This window comes from Streptomyces sp. MS19, assembly GCF_047200595.1.
Lineage (GTDB): Bacteria > Actinomycetota > Actinomycetes > Streptomycetales > Streptomycetaceae > Streptomyces.
In genome coordinates this window covers 221640-240757 of the sequence record NZ_JBJZOH010000004.1, presented here as the reverse complement: position 1 = coordinate 240757, position 19118 = coordinate 221640, and the positions used below count along the sequence as shown (strand labels likewise).

At 74.2% G+C, this 19118-nt stretch carries 16 protein-coding genes and 1 riboswitch; of the genes, 3 read left to right on the top strand and 13 right to left on the bottom strand.

The window, feature by feature from the left end; genetic code table 11:
• Positions 1–390: 390 nt before the first annotated feature.
• From ACL02R_RS06650 to ACL02R_RS06615, 8 genes are all read right to left on the bottom strand, one after another.
• Positions 391–1362 carry an ECF transporter S component gene (locus ACL02R_RS06650; RefSeq protein WP_412795914.1) on the bottom strand — a complete coding sequence of 324 codons (972 nt, stop codon included), beginning with the start codon at positions 1360–1362 and terminating at the stop codon, positions 391–393.
• Complete coding sequence (locus ACL02R_RS06645; protein ID WP_412795913.1) at positions 1359–2990, bottom strand: ABC transporter ATP-binding protein; 1632 nt, start codon at positions 2988–2990, stop codon at positions 1359–1361. Before ACL02R_RS06645 ends, ACL02R_RS06650 begins: the two co-directional genes overlap by 4 nt.
• Positions 2987–4117, bottom strand: a complete 1131-nt coding sequence (locus tag ACL02R_RS06640; protein WP_412795912.1) for an energy-coupling factor transporter transmembrane protein EcfT — start codon at positions 4115–4117, stop codon at positions 2987–2989. The genes ACL02R_RS06645 and ACL02R_RS06640 overlap by 4 nt, the downstream gene beginning before the upstream one ends.
• A complete protein-coding gene (locus tag ACL02R_RS06635) occupies positions 4114–5121 on the bottom strand; it encodes a hypothetical protein (RefSeq protein ID WP_412795911.1) in 1008 nt (335 codons plus the stop codon). Before ACL02R_RS06635 ends, ACL02R_RS06640 begins: the two co-directional genes overlap by 4 nt.
• 150 nt (positions 5122–5271) lie before the next feature.
• Positions 5272–5392, bottom strand: a riboswitch (cobalamin riboswitch).
• A gap of 133 nt (positions 5393–5525) precedes the next feature.
• Positions 5526–7343, bottom strand: a complete 1818-nt coding sequence (locus ACL02R_RS06630; protein WP_412795910.1) for a glycoside hydrolase family 2 protein — start codon at positions 7341–7343, stop codon at positions 5526–5528.
• Positions 7344–7469: 126 nt separating this feature from the next.
• Positions 7470–8381 (bottom strand): carbohydrate ABC transporter permease, encoded by a 912-nt coding sequence (locus ACL02R_RS06625; RefSeq protein ID WP_412795909.1) that lies wholly within the window; start codon positions 8379–8381, stop codon positions 7470–7472.
• A 2-nt stretch (positions 8382–8383) separates the two neighbouring features.
• Positions 8384–9319 carry a carbohydrate ABC transporter permease gene (locus tag ACL02R_RS06620; protein ID WP_412795908.1) on the bottom strand — a complete coding sequence of 312 codons (936 nt, stop codon included), beginning with the start codon at positions 9317–9319 and terminating at the stop codon, positions 8384–8386.
• 21 nt (positions 9320–9340) lie between these two features.
• Positions 9341–10711: an extracellular solute-binding protein gene (locus ACL02R_RS06615; RefSeq protein ID WP_412795907.1), complete on the bottom strand. Its 1371-nt coding sequence runs from the start codon at positions 10709–10711 to the stop codon at positions 9341–9343.
• 291 nt (positions 10712–11002) lie between these two features.
• On the opposite strand from ACL02R_RS06615, the gene ACL02R_RS06610 reads away from it, so the two are divergent.
• Positions 11003–12025: a LacI family DNA-binding transcriptional regulator gene (locus ACL02R_RS06610; RefSeq protein WP_412795906.1), complete on the top strand. Its 1023-nt coding sequence runs from the start codon at positions 11003–11005 to the stop codon at positions 12023–12025.
• Between the two features lie 12 nt (positions 12026–12037).
• Here the strand turns inward: ACL02R_RS06610 and ACL02R_RS06605 are convergent, their stop codons facing one another.
• Positions 12038–12598, bottom strand: coding sequence for a histidine phosphatase family protein (locus tag ACL02R_RS06605; RefSeq protein ID WP_362968026.1), 561 nt, complete (start codon positions 12596–12598; stop codon positions 12038–12040).
• A 187-nt stretch (positions 12599–12785) separates the two neighbouring features.
• Between ACL02R_RS06605 and ACL02R_RS06600 the strand changes: the two genes are divergently transcribed.
• Positions 12786–14066, top strand: a complete 1281-nt coding sequence (locus ACL02R_RS06600) for an acyltransferase family protein (RefSeq protein ID WP_412795905.1) — start codon at positions 12786–12788, stop codon at positions 14064–14066.
• 195 nt (positions 14067–14261) lie between these two features.
• Here the strand turns inward: ACL02R_RS06600 and ACL02R_RS06595 are convergent, their stop codons facing one another.
• From ACL02R_RS06595 to ACL02R_RS06585, 3 genes are all read right to left on the bottom strand, one after another.
• The gene (locus ACL02R_RS06595; protein ID WP_412795904.1) at positions 14262–14477 is read right to left on the bottom strand and encodes a hypothetical protein; all 216 of its coding nucleotides are present in this window, start codon (positions 14475–14477) and stop codon (positions 14262–14264) included.
• Positions 14477–15316 (bottom strand): MFS transporter, encoded by an 840-nt coding sequence (locus tag ACL02R_RS06590; RefSeq protein WP_412795903.1) that lies wholly within the window; start codon positions 15314–15316, stop codon positions 14477–14479. The genes ACL02R_RS06595 and ACL02R_RS06590 overlap by 1 nt, the downstream gene beginning before the upstream one ends.
• Before the next feature lie 122 nt (positions 15317–15438).
• Positions 15439–16890, bottom strand: coding sequence for a PLP-dependent aminotransferase family protein (locus tag ACL02R_RS06585; protein ID WP_412795902.1), 1452 nt, complete (start codon positions 16888–16890; stop codon positions 15439–15441).
• Between ACL02R_RS06585 and ACL02R_RS06580 the strand changes: the two genes are divergently transcribed.
• Positions 16889–17797 carry a DMT family transporter gene (locus tag ACL02R_RS06580; RefSeq protein ID WP_412795901.1) on the top strand — a complete coding sequence of 303 codons (909 nt, stop codon included), beginning with the start codon at positions 16889–16891 and terminating at the stop codon, positions 17795–17797. The genes ACL02R_RS06585 and ACL02R_RS06580 overlap by 2 nt on opposite strands.
• Before the next feature lie 22 nt (positions 17798–17819).
• On the opposite strand, the gene ACL02R_RS06575 is transcribed toward ACL02R_RS06580, so the two are convergent.
• Positions 17820–19073 carry a glycoside hydrolase family 10 protein gene (locus ACL02R_RS06575; protein WP_412795900.1) on the bottom strand — a complete coding sequence of 418 codons (1254 nt, stop codon included), beginning with the start codon at positions 19071–19073 and terminating at the stop codon, positions 17820–17822.
• Positions 19074–19118: the final 45 nt, after the last annotated feature.

Genomic DNA, 19118 nt, shown 5'->3' with positions numbered 1-19118 from the left:
AACCACCATCGCATCCCCACTGAAAATCGGACCATCCGCCTTATCGGGCGGGCTGTGGACAACGCACGACGGCTGTCGGCGGGCGGCTGACAGGATCGCCGCCATGAACGCACTGAGGCAGTTCCGGAAAACCCGGGACAAGAAGGTCAAGGACAGGGTCAGCGACCCGGCGACCACCGCTGCCGCCACGTCCACCGCATCCGTGTCCTCCCCTCCTCCCCCGCCGTGCGCGGGTCTCCGGTCGCGCCGGGGAGCGCGAGGGCGGAGCCCGGCGTCTGGCGCCATCCGGAGCGGGCGCGCGGGCAGGGCATGCCTGCCGCCGCCTCGGAGCGGCGGGACGCCGGACGGGCGCGCCTGTGGCGGGTGGGGAGGGCTGTGCGCGGCGGCGTGTCACGGCCGGGACGGCGTGGAAGACGCCGCCGGAGGCGGGACCGGACGGCCGGGAGCCGCGGTCGCGGCCGTCCCGTGCTCCGGTGCGGTCCCGGTCGTGTTCCCGATGCCGATGTCGTCCGGGCCGGCGGGGGCGGCGAAGGTGACCGGGGCGGTGAAGGCGGCGCGCCGGGCGGCGCGGCGCAGCGTCGTGAGCACGGCGGGTCCGAGGGCCAGGATGGCGGCGGCGTTGGTGAGGGCCCGACCGGTGTCCCAGCCGAGGGTGGAGGTGACCAGGGTGTAGACGCCGAAGGTGTGGAGGTTGTCGAGGACGCCGGCCTCGGGGTCGATGGAGAGTTCGGTCCCGTCTCCGGTGGCGTAGGGCCAGAACCAGAGGTTCATCAGGAGGCCGAAGGCGTAGGCCGCCACGATGCCGTAGCAGACGAGCAAGGCCGTCTCGGCGCGTCCGGTCGCCCGGCGCGGGAGCAGTCCCGCGCCGAGGCCGACCCAGCCCGCCGCCATCATCTGGAAGGGCAGCCAGGGGCCGACGCCGGCCGTCAGCAGGGCGGAGGCGAAGAGGGAGACGGTGCCGAGGGCGAAGCCGAAGCCGGGGCCGAAGACGCGCCCCGCCAGGATGAGGAGGAAGAAGACCGTCTCGATGCCGGCGGTGCCGGCGCCGAGGGGCCGCAGGGCGGCGTTCACTGCCGCCAGAACGCCGAGGAGGGCGAGCGCCTTGGGGTCGAGGCCGCCCTCGGTGATCTCGGCCAGGACGACGGCGAGCACGACGGGGAGGAGGAGCACGAACAGCAGGGGGGCGTGCCCGCCGTGGGCGATCGCCTCGGGTTCGGGAGGTGAGAGGAGGGGCCAGCAGAACATGGCGAGCCCGATGAGGGAGGCCAGGACGAGGACGACGGCGGTGCGGGGTCCGATGCGCAGGACGGTGACCCGGTGCGTGGTGGCGGCTCCGGACGACGGCTCGGGGAGGGCGGTCATGGGCGCGCCTCCGAGAGGGTGAGGGCGGCGGCGACCTGGTCGGGGGTCAGCCAGGGTTGGGGGCGCAGCACCTTGGCCACCTGGGGTGCGAGGGACGGGGAGGAGCAGATCACGTCGGCCGTGGGGCCGTCGGCGACGATCTCGCCTTCGGCGAGCACGGCCACCCGGTCGGCGGTGGCCGCGACGAACTCGATGTCGTGGGTCGCCGTGAGGACGCTGTGGCCGCGGTCGGCGAGGTCGCGGACGACGCGGCCGAAGGCGCGCTTCGCCCGGTAGTCGAGACCGCGGGTGGGTTCGTCCAGGAGCATCACGGCGGGGGCCGCGGTGAGCTGGATCGCGAGGACGAGGGCGAGGCGCTGGCCTTCGGAGAGGTCGCGGGGGTGGCGGTCGCCGGGGATGCCTGGGGCCAGCCGGTCGAGCAGTGCGCGGCAGGTGCCGGGGTCGGCTTCGGACTCCTCGTCGGACTGGGCGCATTCGGTGTCGACCGTCTGGAGGTAGAGGAGGTCGGCGGCGCTCTGCGGGACGAGTCCGACGAGTGTCCTGGCCCGGTGGGCGGGCAGTGAGGCGGGGTCGCTGCCGGAGACGGACACGTCGCCGGAGCGGCGGGGTCCCGAGCCCTGGAGGGCCCAGAGGAGGGAGGACTTGCCGGAGCCGTTGCGGCCCATGAGGGCGGTCACGTCGCCCGGGTACAGGGCGAGGTCCACCTCGCGGACGGCGACGGTGGAGCCGTAGGCCACGGTGATCCGCCGGGCGGTGAGGGCGGGGGCTCGGTCGGCGGGGGGAGGTGGTGGCGGGGGCGGCAGGCGGTCGGCGAGGCGTTCGCGCAGGGAGGGGGCGTGGCGGCGGGCGTCGCGGACGGAGAGGGGCAGCGGGTGCCAGCCCGCGACGCGCCCGAGGTGGACGACGGGCGGGGCGACATCGGCGGCGGCGAGGTCTGGCATCAGCTCGCCGGGGGTGCCGTCGCGGACGGTGCCGTCGCCGGGGAGGTGGAGGAGGCGGTCGGCGTACTGGAGGACGCGTTCCATGCGGTGCTCGGCGATCAGCACGGTGGTGCCCAGGTCGTGGACGAGCCGCAGGACGGCGGCGAGGACTTCCTCGGCGGCGGTCGGGTCGAGGGCGGAGGTGGGTTCGTCGAGGACGAGGACGGCGGGGTGGGCGGTGAGGACGGAGCCGATCGCCACGCGCTGCTGCTGGCCTCCGGAGAGGGTGCGCAGGGCGCGGTGACGCAGGTCGGCGATGCCGAGGAGGTCGAGCGTCTCCTCCACGCGCTTGCGCATCGTCGCCGGGGGGACGGCGAGTTGTTCCATGCCGTAGGCGAGTTCTTCCTCGACCGTGTCGGTGACGAATCCGGCGAGGGGGTCCTGGCCGACGGTGCCGACGAGATGGGCGAACTCCTGTGGGGGCGCCGAGGCGGTGGACCGGCCGGCGACGGTGACGGTGCCGGTGAGGAGGCCGCCGGTGAAGCGGGGCACGAGGCCGTTGACCGCGCCGAGGAGGGTGGACTTGCCGGAGCCGGTGCGCCCGGCGACGAGGCACAGCTCGCCTTCTCCGACGGTCAGGTCCACGCCGGTGAGGGTCGGTGTGTCGGCGCCGTGGTAGATGAGTCCGACCTGGTCGAAGCGGATCACGCGGCGGCCTCCCTGGGCTGCGGCTGTACGGAGGGCCGGGTGGGCGGGGTGGGGGGTGGGGGCGGGGCGAGATGAGCGGGCAGGAGACCGGCGAGGACGGCGAGGAGGGGAAGGAGCGTGACGTCGGGCCAGGTCAGCGGCGAGAGAGCCGGGTAGAGGGTGGCGGGGTCGGTGCGGGAGGCCGCGTACATGAGGACGGCGGCGGTGAGTCCGGAGGCGGCGGTGAGTAGTTCTCCGGCACGCCAGTGGTCGGGTCGGTAGCCGGTGCGGCGTACGCGGCGCCCGCCGAGGGCGAAGCCGAGCACGGCGACGGCGGTGCCCGTCAGCAGCATCGGTACGCCGAGGTAGCCGGGGGCGTTGGTGTCGAGCACCCCGTAGAGGCCCGCGGCGATGCCGAGAAGCCCGGCGATGACGAGGACGCCGACGGTGAGGCGGGCGCGGGGGGTGGCGGTGCCGGTGCGCCCGTAGCCGCGGGCGGACATGGCGGCGGCCAGGGCGAGGGAGCGGGCCAGGGCGTCTTCGAGGACCGGGATCAGAATGCCGCGCAGGGCCCGCCGTCCGCGTTCGCGCGCGCCGCGGAGCCGCCGGGCGCGGCGGACCCGCTGGACGCTCTCGATCAGCTGCGGCGCGACGGTGAGGGCGACGACGACGGACGTCCCGATCTCGTGCAGCGCGCCCGGCATGGCCTTGAGCATCCGCTTGGGGTTGGCGAGCGCGTTGGCCGCGCCGACGCAGACGACCATGGTGGCGAGCTGGAGCCCGTCGTAGAGGCCGCCGAGCACCTCCTCGGCGGCGACCGGGCCGAACAGCCGGATACCCGCGGCCGCGTCGGGCAGCGGGATCTCGGGGAGGGTGAGCAGGATGTGCTCGCCCTGTCCCCCGCCGAGGACGACCCTGAACACGACGCGCATCAGGACGATGACGGCGCCGAAGACCAGGTACATCCGGAATGACAGGGCCCAGGGGGCGTCGGTGCGCCGCCGCACGACGACGTAGCCGGTCACCGCGAGCAGCAGGGCGAGCAGGAGCGGGTTGGTGGTCCGTCCCGCGACGACGGCGAGCCCGAGGGCCCACAGCCACCACGCTCCGGGGTGCAGGGCACGGGGCAGCGGGCCTGCGGGCGTCATGCGTCGTCGGCCGATGCGGCGGCGGCGCGGCGCCTGCGGCGTGCGGTGACGATGCCGCCGGTGCCGAGGACGGCCAGCAGGGCGAGGACGCCGAGGGTGAGGGGTGACGGGCCGGAGGAGCCGTCGATCTCCGCTTCGGCGTAGGCGCTGTCCTCGCCGGCCCAGTCGGAGTCGCCGGCGGCTCCGGCGGCCTGCCCGGAGGCTGTGGCGGTTCCGGTCGCCGGTCCGCCGGTCGGCGTGGCATCGGGTGAGGGGGTGGGGCTTTCGTCCGGCGGGGTCTCGTCCGCCTCGTCCGGCTCGTCCGGCTCCTCGTCGGGGGCGGGCTCGGTGGCGGCCGGTTCGCCGGTGGGTGCCGTGCCGCCGCTGTCGCCGCCCGTGGCCGGTGTGTCCTGAACGGGTGGCTGCGGGGTGGGCGGTGCATCGGGTGCGCTGTTGCCGCTGCCCCCACTGCCACCGCCGCCGGGTGCGGGCGGTTCGGCGGGCGTGCCGACGCGCAGGGGTGCGACGCCGGGGGCGATCGACTCTCCTTCCGCCACGCCGAGCTGGAAGGACCAGCCGTCGATGCTGCCCTGCGGCGGCGTCCGGTTCACCGCGCCGCGCTGGCTGTAGCGCCACGGTCCGCCGTTCTCCGCGTGCCAGTAGGACCAGTACGCGGTGGTGGGCGGTGTGTCGGCGCACGGCTCGCGGTCCACGCCGGGACGCCCGTTGATCCGGCAGACGAACGAGTCGCCCCAGCGGGCGGTGCCCGCCACGTCGAAGCCCGCGTTGCGCAGCGCCGCCAGGCCGTCGCGCTGGCTGCCGGGCGCGCAGCGGACGACGCGGCCACCGCCGAGCTCGCGGAAGTCCACGACGACGCTGACGCCGGAGTCGTCCGGGCAGAACCCGGGCGTCCCGGCCGCCGCCGGACGTGCCGCGAGCGCGCTCCCGGCCGCGGCGGGCCACAACAGGTGGAGCACCGCGACGAGCAGGCCGGTGACGGCTGCTCTGACGGTGGGGCGGGACATCGCGTGCCTTTCCCGTTGGGCAGCCGGAACCGGCCCACCGGGGTTCCCGGCACGGCGGCCCCTGACGCGCGTTCGTACGGCTGGTACGAGGCGGCAGGGGCCGGGGGGCCGGGACGGCTGAGGGCTCCACGCTGCAAACCATGACAGTGAGAGAAGTCCGCGTCGCACGGTGAGCGTTCCGGCTCACGGCACCCTCGCGGGAGCCGCTCACGGTTGCAGGTCAGCGCCGGATTCCCACCGGCTTCCCTCCGCCGTACACGCATTCAGTTGTGGGGCGCCCGCCCGGACACACGGGCGAACTGCGCACAAGGATACGGCCGTCCGCGCCGCCCCGGCCAGGGCACCACCCGCGCGGGCCCCGCCCCAGCGGGTGGGACGGGGCCGGAACGGGGCGGCGGGGGACGTCAGTCGGTCTCGATGGCAGCCGGGCGGAGCTGGGCCTCACGCACCCGCGCCACGTCCAGCTTCTCGCTGCGGTCGAAGCGGTAGACGCCGTTCTGCTCCTGGAAGACGTCGGTGAGCTGCGTGTAGCAGTAGCCGAACATGTCCGGGTCGTCGAGCAGCACGCCGGTGAGGCCCGCGAAACGGGTCTGGAACTCCTCCTCGTCGCGCGGCCGGTCGCCGTAGCCCCAGGACTCGGTGCGGTCGTCGCCCGCCGCGTCGGCGGCGGCCTCGGGGTCCCACCAGATGCCGCCGAACTCGCTGACGAAGTACGGCTGGCCGCGGTAGGGCAGCGAGTACGCGGCGCCGTCCGCGTACGCGTTGGCGAAGGGCTTCCCGTCGGCGAGGCCCGAGACGGCCTCGGCGAACCGGCCGGGGTCCTGCTCGTAGTTGTGCGAGTCCCAGATGTCCGTCTCGATGACGCGGTGGGCGTAGCCGGAGGCGTCGATCACGGGCCGGGTGGTGTCCATGGCCTTGGTGGCGAGGAACATGCCGCGGGTCACGGCGTCGAGCTGCGTGATGCGGTCGTGCAGCTTCTGGTAGGTCTCGTTGAGCGGGCACCAGCCGATGATCGAGGGGTGCGAGTAGTCGCGCTCGATCGCCTCCAGCCACTGCGCCGGGTACGAGGCGTCGGGCTGCTGGTTGTCGCCGGAGGAGCCGCCCACCTCTGCGCCCCAGTCGCCGAACTCGCCCCAGACCAGGTAGCCGAGGCGGTCGGCGTGGTACAGGAAGCGCTCCTCGAAGACCTTCTGGTGCAGGCGCGCGCCGTTGAAGCCGGCCGCCATCGACAGTTCGATGTCGCGGACGAGCGCCTCGTCGCTCGGCGCGGTCATCAGCCCGTCGGGGTACCAGCCCTGGTCGAGCACGAGGCGCTGGAAGACGGCGCGGCCGTTCAGCGTGACCGCCTTGCCGCGGATGCCGACGGCGCGGAGCCCGGCGTAGCTGTCGACGGTGTCGAGTTCGGTGCCCTCGGCGTCCAGCAGGGTCAGCCGCAGGCCGTAGAGGTGCGGGTCCTCAGGGCTCCACTCGCGGCGGCGCTCCTCGGACACGGGCAGGTACAGGCGGGGCGCCAGGTCCAGGTCCGCGCGGGCCTCGGCGCGCGCCACCTCGCCGTTCTCGTCCGACAGGACGGCCACCACGCGGTGCCCGGGGCGGTTGCCCGACAGCGGCAGCTCCAGGTGGAACGCGGAACCCGCCAGGTCGGGCGTGATCCGGGGGCGGCGCAGGTGCACGTCGGCGACCGGCTCCAGCCACACCGTCTGCCATATGCCGGTGGTGCGCGTGTAGTTGCAGTCGTGGTTGGCGTACTTCAGGGCCTGCTTGCCGCGCGCCTGCGGGCCGGACTTCGGGTCGCGGGCGCGGACGGTGATGACGGCCTCCTCGCCGGGCCCGGCGACGCCGGAGAGGTCGGCGGTGAAGGACGTGAAGCCGCCGCGGTGGCGGACGACCTCGGTCCCGTTGACCCACACCGTCGCGTCGTGGTCGACGGCGCCGAAGTGCAGCAGCACGCGGCGGCCGGTCCACTCGGCGGGCAGGACGAGGGAGCGCCGGTACCAGACGGCCTCCAGGAAGTCGGTGTCGCCGATGCCGGACAGCTCCGACTCCGGGGCGAACGGGACGGTGATCGTGCCGGTCAGCTCGCGGTCGAGCAGTCCGCGTTCCAGGCCGCTGTCGCCCCTGTCGGTCTCGAACTGCCAGGTGCCGTTGAGGTTGAGCCAGTCACGGCGGGCGAACTGCGGGCGCGGGTACTCCGGACGCGGCACGGCGGTGGGAGTGGGCACGGGTGCTCCTTGCGGGATGGTGCGGAGGGTGGCGCGCGGAAGGGCGCAGCCCTATCGCACCACGGATTTACATCGATGTACAAGCCCATTCCGGCGGCCCTTGAGGGCCGCCGGAAGCGGGTCGCGTCAGGCTCCGCCGAGGCCGGTCGTGGCCACCGAGCGGACGATCCGGCGCTGGAAGAGCAGGAAGACGACGATCAGCGGCAGCGCGGCGAGCAGGGCCGAGGCCATGGACTGCGCGTACTGGATGCCGTAGGTGTCCTTCACCGTCGCGAGGCCGACCGGCAGCGTCATCAGGTCGGGGTCGTTGGTGACGATGAACGGCCACATGAAGTTGTTCCAGGCGCCGATGAACACGAAGATCGACACCGCCGCCACGATCGGCCGCGACAGCGGCAGCACGATCGACCAGAAGACCCGCAGGTCGGAGGCGCCGTCGATCCGGGCGGCCTCCTCCAGCTCCCGCGGGATGCCGTCGAAGAACCGCTTGAGGATGAACACCATCATCGGGGCGACCACCTGCGGCAGCACGACCGCCGCGTAGGTGTCGACCAGGTTGAGCGTCAGCATCTCCTGGAACAGCGGGATGATCAGCAGCTGCGGCGGCACCATGATCGACGCGACGGTGACCGCGAGCAGCGCGCGCCGCCCCTTGAAGGTGCCGCGCGAGAAGCCGTAGGCGGCCAGCGTGGACACGACGATGGTCAGCGCCGTCACCAGGACGGCGATCAGGATGCTGTTGAACGCCCAGGTCGTGAGGTTGCCGCGCTCGAATATCTGCTGGTACGCGTCCAGGGTCAGCGCGCCCTTGAACGGCCACAGGCCCGGCGAGGCCGCGTCCTCCTCCGTCTGGAAGGAACTGGCGACGGCCCAGGCGAACGGCGCGAGCCACACGACGGCCGCCACGAGGAGCGCGCCGCCGGCGAGGACGCGCGGCAGGCGTCCCGCGCCCAGCATCATCGGCGATCCGGAGCGTTCCCTGGCGCCCCGGGCGCCCCGGGCGCCGCTGCGCCGCGGAGAGGTTGCGGTAGCTGACATGGTCAGTCCTCCTGGCGGAAGAAGCGGAGCTGCGCGAGGGACACGATGATCACGATCGCGAAGAACACATAGGAGATGGCGGAGGCGTAGCCCAGCCGGTAGCCGGTGAAGCCGACGTCGTAGACGTATTCGAGGACCGGCCGGGTCGATCCGTTCGGCCCGCCCTTGGTCAGGATGTAGATCTGGTCGAAGACCTTGAGCGAGGCGAGGATCTGGAGCATGCCCACCAGCGCGGTGGTGCGGCGCAGCTGGGGCAGGGTGATGGACCACAGCCTGCGCCAGGCGCCCGCGCCGTCCAGGGAGGACGCCTCGTACAGCGTCTCGGGCAGTGCCTGGAGGGCGGACAGGTAGAGCAGGAAGTTGAATCCGGCCGTCCACCAGACGGTCAGGGCGGCGATGGCCCACATGGCGACGTTCTCGTCGGACAGCCAGCCGACGGGGCCGATGCCGGCCTTGTCCAGCACCTGGTTGGCGAGGCCGAGGTCGGGCTGGTAGATCCAGGACCAGATCATGGTCACGACGGTGACCGGCATCAGGTACGGCGCGAAGAAGGCCAGCCGCCACACCCACTGCCCGGCCAGCCCGGTGTGCACGAGCAGCGCCATCACCAGGGCGACGAGCACCAGCGGGATGCTGGACGCGACGGTGAAGAAGAGGGTGTTGCCGAGGCTGCTCCAGACGTCGGGGTCGCTGAGCGCCTCGGTGTAGTTGTCCAGGCCGACGAACGAGGTGTCGCGCAGGGCGAGCGACTTGTCCGTCAGGCTCATCCAGACGCCCTGGACGATCGGCCAGACCATGAAGGCGGCGAAGACCAGCAGGAAGGGCAGGACGAACGGCCAGCCCCTGCCGCGGCGGGGACGCCGGGCGGGGCCGCCGCCGCGCGCGGGGCCGCCTGCCGCGGGGGGTGGCGCGGTGTCCAGGGAAGCAGTGGTACTCATGTCGAACGCTCCTTCGCGCGGTCAGGCCACCGGGTCGGGCTGGTCGAGCAGGGTGGCGCACTCGCGGACCATCTGCTCGACCGCGCCCTCGGGTGAGGTGTTGCCGAGCAGCGCCGACTGGAGCGGCTGGCTCATGCGGTTCTGGAAGTTGGAGCCCGCTCCGGCGAACCAGTTGGGCGGGTCGAAGACGGCGATCTCGCCCGCGGCGGCGTAGGACGACTGGATGCCGAGGCCGGCGTACTCCGGGTCGCTCACGATGGGCTGGTACGCGGGTATGTGGCCCGCCTGGGCCCACGTCATGCTGCGCTTCAGGATGGACGCCACGTAACGGTGGGCCTGCCGCCGCCGCCCGGCGTCGGGGCTGTCCTGGTGCGGGAGGACGAAGCTGTGCGCGTCGGCGTAGACGGCGGGGTGCTCGAAGACCTGGAGGAACGGCGCGGCGCCGAGGTTGACGCCCGAGCCCTCCAGGGTCGGCAGCTCCCACTCGCCGAGCATGATCATGCCGGCCCGGCCGCCCATGAAGGCGGCCATCGCGCCGTTGTAGTCGAGGTTGCCCGGGTTGGGGCTGCCGCCGAACAGGCGGGTCATGAACTCGACGACCCGCAGCGCCGCGTCCTCGTCGATCTGCGGCGTCCCGCCCTCGGGGAGGGTGAACTCGGCGCCGGTCTGGGCGTAGAGCCCGAGGAACTGCCGCCAGTTCTGCGCGGTGTCGTTGACGTGCCCGAAGACGATGCCGGGCCCGCCGGTCAGTTCGGCGAGCGCCTCACCGGCCGCGATCACCGCGTCGGGTGAGCCCATGGGGGCGAGGGCGCCGGAGGAGTCGAGGAGCCCGGCGCGGTCGGCGAGGTCCTGGTCGTAGAAGACGATGAACGGGTGGGTGTCGAGCGGGACGGCCCACAGCTTGTCGCCGTCCTTCACGCGGCTCCACACGGCGTCGGTGAAGTCGGCCTCGGTGACGCCGAACTCGGCGAGCAGGTCGAGGTCGAAGGGGTCCACGAGCCCGCCGGGCGCGTATCCGGCGAGGCGCGAGAGGTGGCAGATGGCGACGTCGGGGGCCCGGCCGCCGGCGGCCGACATGGCGAGCTTCGTGTAGTAGGACGGGCCCCACTCCAGGGTGGTCCGGTCGATGTCGAAGCCGTTCCTCCCCCGGGACACGGCGTCGACCATGTCGTCCATGAGCATGCCGTCACCGCCGGAGAACGGGTCCCAGACCTTGAGGGCGTTGGGGCCCGACGAGGCGGCGGGCGAGGCGCAGGCGGCGAGCGGGCCGCCCGCGAGCAGGGCGGCGGTCCCGGCGAGGCCGAGCCGCAGGAAGCCGCGCCGGCCAGGACCCGCGGCGCTTCCCTGGCCGGGCGCGGACGGTCCGCCCGGCGCGGACGATGGGTGGTTCATCAGTGACCTTTCGACATGGGCCCGGTGGCGGGAGGGACGCCACGGCGGACCGGAGTCGGAACAGCCGGTCACGGGCGTCGTCGCCTGCCGGGGCCACGAACCCCGGTGCATCCGCACCGGTCGCCGGTGCGGGTGCACCGTTTTTACATCGATGTACAACATCTGTAAAGACTTCTGCCCCCTCGGGATCGCGAGCACGACGGAGCGGTACGGCAGGCGGACCGGACGTGACGATTCCGCCGCCGGCGGGCCGCGTAGGATGCGGGACGCGCCCAGTTCAGGGGAGGTGACGTGGCGAGACCGAGGATCAAGGACGTCGCGCGGCGGGCGGGGGTGTCGGAGAAGACCGTCTCCAACGTGATCAACGACTACGCGCACGTCTCCGAGAAGACACGGAGCGTGGTGCGCGAGGCGATAGCCGAGCTGGGCTACCGGGTCAACCTGGCCGGGCGCCACCTGCGGCGCGGCCGGACCGGCATCATCGCGCTCGTCGTGCCGGAGCTGACCATCCCGTACTTCGCGGAGCTGGCCACCCAGGTCATCCGCGAGGCGGAACGGCGCTCCCTCACCGTGCTCGTGCACCAGTCGAAGGGCAGCCACGAGCACGAGCTGGCCGCGCTCGACGGCTTCGGCTTCGACTTCACGGACGGCCTGATCCTCTCGCCGCTCGCCCTGACCACCCAGGACATCGCCGAGCGCACCGGCACGCTCCCGACCGTGCTGCTCGGCGAGTACCTGGAGGAGGGCGCCGACCACGTGGCGATCGACAACGGACTGGCCGCCCGCGAGGCGACGGAGCACCTCCTGGCCCTCGGCCGCCGCAGCATCCTGGCGCTCGGCGGCCGCGACGCGCCCGGCACGGGCACCGCCGAGGCGCGCACCCGCGGCTTCCGGGCCGCGCTGGAGGCGGCGGACATCCCCTACGACCCGGCCGACGTGCTGCCGGTGCCCGAGTACCGCATCGGCGACGGCCTCACGGCGCTGCGGGCCGTCCTGGCGGCGGGGCGGCGGCCGGACGCGGTGCTCTGCTACAACGACCTGCTGGCCCTGGGCGCGCTGCGGGCGCTGCACGAGGCGGGTCTGCGGGTTCCGGCGGACGTGGCGGTGATCGGTTTCGACGACGTGGAGGCGGGCCGGTTCAGCGTGCCGAGCCTGACGACGGTCGCGCCCGACAAGGCGGCGGTGGCCCGTACCGCCGTGGAGCTGCTGGTGCGACGCATCGAGGGCGGTTCCCGGGACGACGGGCCGCGCAACGTGGTGGTGCCCCACCGGCTGCTGGTCCGGGAGAGCGCGGGCCCGGCGCCAGGACGGTGACGGCGGTGCCCGTCAGCCGATGCGCAGGCTCCAGCGGCCCCGGCCGCCGCTGAGGCTGACGACCGACAGCGGGTGCACCTCGGTGCGCCAGTACGACTGCGGCGGGGCGCCGAGGGCGTAGAGCATCGCCGCGCGGATGACGGAGGACTCGGTGACGGCGACGACGTGCCCGTCGTGGTCCACCGGCCGGGTGTCGAGCCAGCCGCCGATGCGGGAGACGAACGCGAGCAGCGCCTCGCCGCCGTGCGGGGCGGAGCGCGGGTCGGCGAACCAGGCGTCCACGGCGGCGGGTTCGCGTTCGCTCGCCTCGCGCAGGGTGAGGCCCCGCCAGCGGCCCATGTCGCAGTCGCGGAGCGCTGGCTGGGCGAGGGGGGCGAGTCCGAGTGCCTCGCCGGTCTGGCGGCTGGCGGGGGTCGGCGAGCAGTAGCGCAGTTCGGCGGCGGTGAGGGGGATCAGGGCGGGGATGGCGCGTTCGAGGGTCCCCCAGGCCGCGATGTCCAGCGGGCGGTCGTCGCCGAACCGGGTGTCGAGGAGGGGTGTGCTGCGGGCAGCGGCGACGAGCGTGACCAGCATGGCTCGGATCGTACGAGCATTCGATGAAGGTGACTACCGCGCGGACGTAAAACCCGCGTACGTTCCCGTGTGCCCCGGCTGACCTGCGGTGACGCGGCCGGTGGTGTTTCCCGCCACCCGTCCGGGGCCGGTGCGGTGGCCGCGCGCTGCGGGGCGCGGTGCACTGGAGCGGGTGACCGGAGGCGCCGTGACGACTGGCAGGGGCCGCAACGGACCGGCCGATCTGCTGCGTGTGACCGCCATCGGCGCGGTGGTGGTCGGGCACTGGCTGCTGACGGACGTGACGTACTACGACGGTCCCCTCTCTGGCCGCGACGCGCTGCGGTACGTGGACTGGGCGCCGTGGGTGACGCTTGTCCTCCAGGTGATGCCGGTCTTCTTCGTGGTGGGCGGGTACGCGAACGCCGCGTCCTGGTCGGTGCGCCGGGAGCGCGGCGAGCGGGGTACGGGGTGGGTGCGCGTGCTGGGCCTGCTCTTCCCGGCGGCGGTGTACGTGGGGGTGGCGACGGCGGTCGTGTGGGGGGTGGTGCTCTCCGGGGTGGCGCGGCGTGAGGAACTGCGGGAGGCGGGGTGGTTTGTCGCGCTGCACCTGTGGTTCCTGCCGGTGTACCTGGTGCTGATCACGCTCACCCCGGCGCTGTACGCGCTGCACCTGCGGTGGGGGCTGTGGCTCCCCGCCGGGATCGCCGTGGTCGCCGCCGTGGTGGACACGCTGTCGCTCGGCGCCGGTGTGCCGGGGGTCGATGCTGCCAACTACCTGCTGGTGTGGGGCGTGATGTACCTGTGGGGCTTCTCCTGGTACAGCGGATCCCTGGTGCGGCCGCGCATACGATGCGCCGCGCTGGGGGCGGGAGGGGCCGTCCTGCTGGCTGCCCTGCTGGTGTGGGGGCCGTTCCCCGTGGCGATGATCGGTGCCGGCACGCGGGTGGGGAACACTTCCCCGCCGACCGTCGCCCTGCTGGCCTTCGCCGCCGCCCAGACGGGGCTGCTGCTGACGGCCGGTCCGCTGCTGGACCGCTTCCTGGCCAGGCCCGCGCGGTGGCGCCGCGTCTCGCGCGCGAACACGGGGGTGCTGACGGTCTATCTCTGGCACATGGTGCCCGTGATCGCCGTCGCGGTGGCGCTCTACCCGACCGGCATCGCGCCGCAGCCGACGATCGGGTCGGGCGCCTGGCTGGCGCTGCGCGTGCCATGGGTCGCCCTGCTCGCCGTACTGCTCGTGCCGCTGGTGCTCCTGATGCTGTGGGCGCAGCGCCCGCTGCGCCGCCTGCCCCCGGGGATCGGCTACCCCCGGCGCTGGTCACCCGTCCTGCTCGGCGTGGGCACGCTCGCCTGCGCCGTGGCGCTGGCGCGCTTCGCCGCTGCGGGCTTCGCACCCGGCGGTCGCCTCGCGTGGCCCGTGCTGCTCGTCCTCGCGGCCGGGCTGGCACTCGTGCTGTTCTCCGGGCGGGAGACGGCGCCCGCCTGACGCCGCCGCTGCCGCTGCCCGTGAAGTTTCTCGTGCTGCCCCGCCGGAGTGATGGCCCGGGGGCGCCAAGGCCGGGGGTGTCCGCCGGAGACGCTGAGGAAAGGCCCGGCCACCCGGTCCGCACGGCGTGTGCTGCCTGGGCACGGCACCCGAGCCGGGACCGGCGCCGTCAACCACCTCGGAAAGGGTTCCCCGTCACCGGCCGGGGCCGCTCGCCGCCGCGCGGTCCCGCCAGGCCGGGACGAGGGCCGGGAGCATCAGGAGCGCGGTGAGGACGAACGCCCGGGAGTGGCCGGTCACGTCGGCCACCGCGCCGAAGCCGGCCGCGCCGACACCCATGCCCCCGTCGTAGGCGATGTTCCACAGGGCGGTCACCGTGCCGTACCCGGACAGCGCGACCCGGGCGTACATCAGTGTGAGGGTCGCGCTCTGGGTGATGCCGAAGCCGGCCCCGGCACGAGCAGCCCGGCGGCGCCGTGCCGGTCGGCGCGCCTCCCGGCGACCCAGCGGGCGGCGGTCGCGGCGGCGGGCTGCACGAAGAGGGCCACGGCGACGACGCCCGCGTGCTCGGGCGCCACCGCCGACGGCAGGAAGGTGACGACGATCCCCGCGCCCACCGCCGTCACCGCGAACACGGCGGTGGGACGGCCGAGCGCGCCGGACCTGGCCGCCGCGAGGGTCCCGGGCGGCGGCTCGGACGCCGCCTCCCTGCCCGGCAGGCCGGGGACGGCGGCGATGGAGGCCAGGGCGGCCAGGGCCGCCACCCAGCAGACGGGCCCGTACCCCGTGTGCAGCGCCAGCCAGGCTCCGAGCGGCAGGCCCACCAGCGACGGCACGCCGCTCATGACGCCGATCAGGGCCAGCCCCTCGCCACGGCGCTCCCGCGGTGTCAGCTCCGCCGTCAGCGCCCCGCCCGCCACCAGGGCGAACGCGAAGCCGAGCCCCCGGACGAGGCAGACCGCCACGAGGCACGCCGCGCTCTGCGACACGATCAGGGCAAGCGCCGGAGCGCCCAGCAGCAGCAATCCCGCCCCGAGCAGCAGGCGGTAGCCGCAGCGCGCCGCCAGCCACGGGGCCACCAGTTCGCCGGCCACGGTCGCCAGCATCAGCGTGCCGGTGGCCAGACCCGCCATGCCGCTGCCGGCGCCCGGCGCGCTCTGCGTGTACGCGGGGACCGCCGACAGCATGAGGTGGAAGCTCGCCGAGGAGCCGACGACCGTCACCAGCCGCAGGAGCAGCGGACGGGTCACCAGGCGCGGCCGCTCCTCGGCTGCCCGGTCCCCGGGAGGGGCGGAGGAGGCCATGGGGCGGCACCTCAGAAGGCGGGCCGTCCGGCGGCCACCCGTTTTCCGCCTGCCGCCAGGGCGGTTGCTCAGGCGCGGGCGCGTCCGCCCGGCCAGGACGCGTACAGGCGCCGTACGCCCTCGGCGATCTCGCGGGGGCCGGTGGCGGAGGCGATGCCGAGTCGCAGGAACGGCGCGGGCGGCTCGGCGGCGAAGTACGGGCGGCCCGGTGCGACGGACACCCCGGCGCCGAGCGCGGCGGCGGCGAGCGCCGTCTCGTCGGTGCCCTCCGGGAGGGGCAGCCAGACGTGGAAGCCGCCGCGCGGCAGCGGCGGGACCGCGACCCCCGGGGGTGTCCCCGTGGCCAGCGCGGCGCCCATCGCCTCACGCCGCAGCCGCAGTTCACGGGCGACGGTGCGCAGGTGGCGCGGCCAGGCGGGGCCGCCGACGAGGTCGAGGGCCGCCTCCTGGAGCGGGCGGGCGACGAAGAAGCTCTCGACGGTCTGGATCGCCCGGAGCCGTTCCGCCACCGGGCCGCGCGCCGCGATGGCGCCGACCCGGAAGCTGGGCGATGTCGCCTTGGTGAGCGAGCGGATGTGGACGACGGTGCCGTCGGGGTCGTCGGCGGCCATGGGCGGCGGTGCGGGCGGGGCGTCCTCGTGGGCGAGCATGCGCGCGTAGTCGTCCTCCACCACGAACGCGCCCGCCGCGCGGGCCACCGCCAGTACGGCGCGGCGCCGTTCGGGGGCGAGGACGGCGCCGGTGGGATTCTGGTGCAGGGGCTGGCAGATCAGTACGCGGGCGCCGCTGGCGGAGAACGCGCGTTCCAGCAGATCGGGTCTGATGCCCTCCCCGTCCACCGGTACGGGCACGGGCCGTACGCCGGATGCGCGGGCCACGGCCAGTATCCCCGGGTAGGTCGGCGACTCCACGAGGACCGGGGACCCGGGGGGCGCGAGGGCGCGCAGCGCGGTGGTGATGGCGCTCTGGCCGCCCGCCGTGACGAGGACGTCGGCGGCGGTGAGTGTGCCCGTGCCGCCGTCGATCTCCCGGGCGAACCAGGCGCGCAGGTCGGTGAGCCCTTCGACGGGCGGCCGGTCCCAGGCGCCCGGCCGCCGTCCGGCGCGCGCGAGAGCTGCGGCGAGGGCGCGTTCCGCGCGCAGCCCGTCGGGGAGGTATCCGCCGCTCAGCTCCACCGCGCCGGGGGGCGGGGCGGCGAGCGTGGCGAGGACGCCCCCGGCCTCGACGGTGCGCGGGACCTCGCCGGACAGCTCGGCGCTGAGGGCGACCTGCTGCCAGGACGTGTCCCCCGTGCTCCGGCCGGTGGCGCGCGGCTGCGCCCGGAAGGCACCGGCGCCCGGCCGTGTGACGACGAGCCCTTCGGCGGCCAGCGCGGCGAGGGCGCGGGTGACGGTGACGGGGCTGACGCGGAAGCGTTCGACGAGCGCCCGGCTCGACGGCAGTTTCTCGCCCGGTGAGTAGCGGTGCAGCTCTCCGCGCAGGAACGCGGCCAGTTCACCTTCGCTGCTACTCTGTTTCATGAGAGTAGAGAGTAGCGCTACTGCCCCCGCCGCGATAGCGGTCCCGCCCTCCGCCACCGGGGGCACCGTCCTCGCGGCCCTCGGCGTCGTCGCCTTCTCCCTCACCTTCCCCGCCACCGTCTGGGCCATGGACGGCCTCGGCCCGTGGACCACGACCTGGGTACGCGTCACCCTGGCCGCCGCCATAGCCGTCTCCTGCCTCCTGGCCGTACGCGCCAGCCCGCCCGCCCGCCGCCACTGGGGCGGCCTGGCTGTCGTGGCGGCCGGCTCGGTGACCGGATTCCCCCTGCTGAGCACACTGGCACTACAGACCTCCGACGCCTCGCACGCGGCCGTTGTCGTCGGACTCCTCCCGCTGGCCACGGCCGTCTACGCGACGTCGCGTGCCCACAGCCGCCCCTCCCCCGTCTTCTGGATCGCCGCCGGTGCGGGCGCGGCTCTCGTGGTCGGCTTCACGGCCGCACAGAGCGGGGGCGCGCCGACCCTGGGCGACGTCTACCTCTTCGTAGCCGTCCTGCTGTGCGCCGCGGCGTACGGCGAAGGTGCCCGGCTGAGCAGGGAGTTCCCCGGCTGGCAGGTCAACGCCTGGGCGCTGCTCCTCAGTCTCCCGCTCGCCGTCCCTGGCCTGGCGATCGCCCTGCTCACCGAGCCCGGCACCCTCACCCCGCGCGCCGTCACGGGCGTGCTGTGGCTGGCCGTCGGGTCCGGCATCGTGGGTCTCGCCGTCTGGTATCGGGGTCTTGCTCGCGCGGGCATCACCCGCGCGAGCCAACTCCAGCTCGCGCAACCGCTGCTGACGCTCGTGTGGTCCGTCCTGCTGCTCGGCGAACATCTCCCCGCCGAGACCCTGGCCACCGCACTGGGCGTCCTGCTCTGTATCGCGGTCACCCAGCGCTCACGCGGCTGACCACCACCTCCGGCGCCCGGCGTCACGCACCGGGCCGGTAGTGGTCCTCGTACACCCGCGTCAGCGCACCCAGCGGGTCGGCGGCGACATGGCGCGCGGAGTAGAACACGTTGCCCCGCACCTGCGGGTGCTCGGCGCACAGCGTCAGATGCCGCGACAGCTCCGCCGGGTCCTGCCAGGCGGCGGCCTGCGCCGGATCACCCACCTTGTACGCCGCCTCCCCGATCCACAGTTCGACCCCGGTCCCGTCCGCCACGTCCGACCACCACCGCACCAGCGTCGCGTAGTCGGCCGCCTCGTAGCCGATGTGCCAGTACACCTGCGGCACCACGTAGTCGATCCACTCCTCGCGGACCCACGTGCGGACATCGGCGTACAGGTCGTCGTACGTCTGCACCCCGCCGCGCGTGTCGGAGCCGAGCGGGTCCGTCGAGCTGTTGCGCCACACCGCGAACGGACTCACGCCGAACGCCGCCGACGGCCTGATCTCCCGCACCCGCGCCGCCATCTCCCGCACGAGCAGGTCGATGTTGCGCCGCCGCCAGTCGCCCCGGTCGCCGAACCCGCCGCCGTACTCGGCGAACGCCGCGTCGTCGTCGAACTCCTCGCCCGCCACCGGGTACGGGTAGAAGTAGTCGTCCCAGTGCACGCCGTCGAGGGGATAGCGCTCCACCGCGTCCGCCATCGCGTCCTGCACGAACGCCCGCACCACCGGAATCCCCGGGTTGTAGTACAACCGCCCGCCATACCGCACGGTCCACTCCGGGTGCTCCCGCGCCGGATGCCCCGCCGCCAGCCGCCCCGGGTCGTCGTGGAACGCCACCCGGTACGGGTTGAACCACGCGTGCAGCCGCAGCCCCCGCGCGTGCGCCTCGGTGACCGCGAAGTCCAGCGGGTCCCACCCCGGGTCACGGCCCTGCACCCCCGTCAGCCACTCCGACCACGGCTCGTGCGGCGACGGCCAGAACGCGTCGGCGGTCGGACGCACCTGGAGCACCACGGTGTCGAGGCCCCGTGCGACCGCCGTGTCCAGCAGTCCGGTCAGCTCCGCGCGCGCGGAGGAGGCGGACAGCCCGGTGGCGCTCGGCCAGTCGATGTTCGTCACGGAGGCGATCCACATGCCCCGCGTCTCCGTGGCCGACGGCGCGGCGCCGCGCGCGTCCGCCGTGGCCGGCAGCCGCAGCCGTCCTGCCGCCTGTGCCTGACGGAGCGTCAGCAGACCGGTCACCGTACCGATGGCCGAGAAGGCGAGGCTCCGGCGCGTGAGGTGACGCATCACTTCTCCCCTGTCGTTCCGTCACACAACGTGTGTCCCGCCCAG